The following is a 230-nucleotide window of genomic DNA, read 5'->3' on the forward strand; positions in this document are numbered from 1 at the left end:
ATGGCCGCCTACCGAAGCCTGGCCGGCGTCCAGATTCTCCGACTGCATGTTGCCCGCAGGACGCTGGTCGTCGTTCGGTGTCCAGGATTGCGAATTCGGCGCCGACGATGCCACCGCGCCGGGCGGCTTGCCTTGCTGGCTGCCCTCGGCCACCGGCACCATCTTCTCGCGCGAGACACTGCGTCCGTGTTCGTTCACCATGCCTTTCTGGTTGTCGCTCATGGTCATTC

General features: G+C 64.8%; 1 protein-coding gene. It reads right to left on the bottom strand.

Annotated elements, in window-relative coordinates; genetic code table 11:
• Window positions 1-201: hypothetical protein (locus KVT32_RS31905; RefSeq protein WP_217619614.1), on the bottom strand; the 201-nt coding region annotated here is incomplete at its 3' end.
• Window positions 202-230 lie beyond the last annotated feature (29 nt).

Origin of the sequence: Achromobacter sp. GbtcB20 (assembly GCF_019091095.1) — a bacterium.
Classification (GTDB): Bacteria; Pseudomonadota; Gammaproteobacteria; order Burkholderiales; family Burkholderiaceae_B; genus Achromobacter; species Achromobacter mucicolens.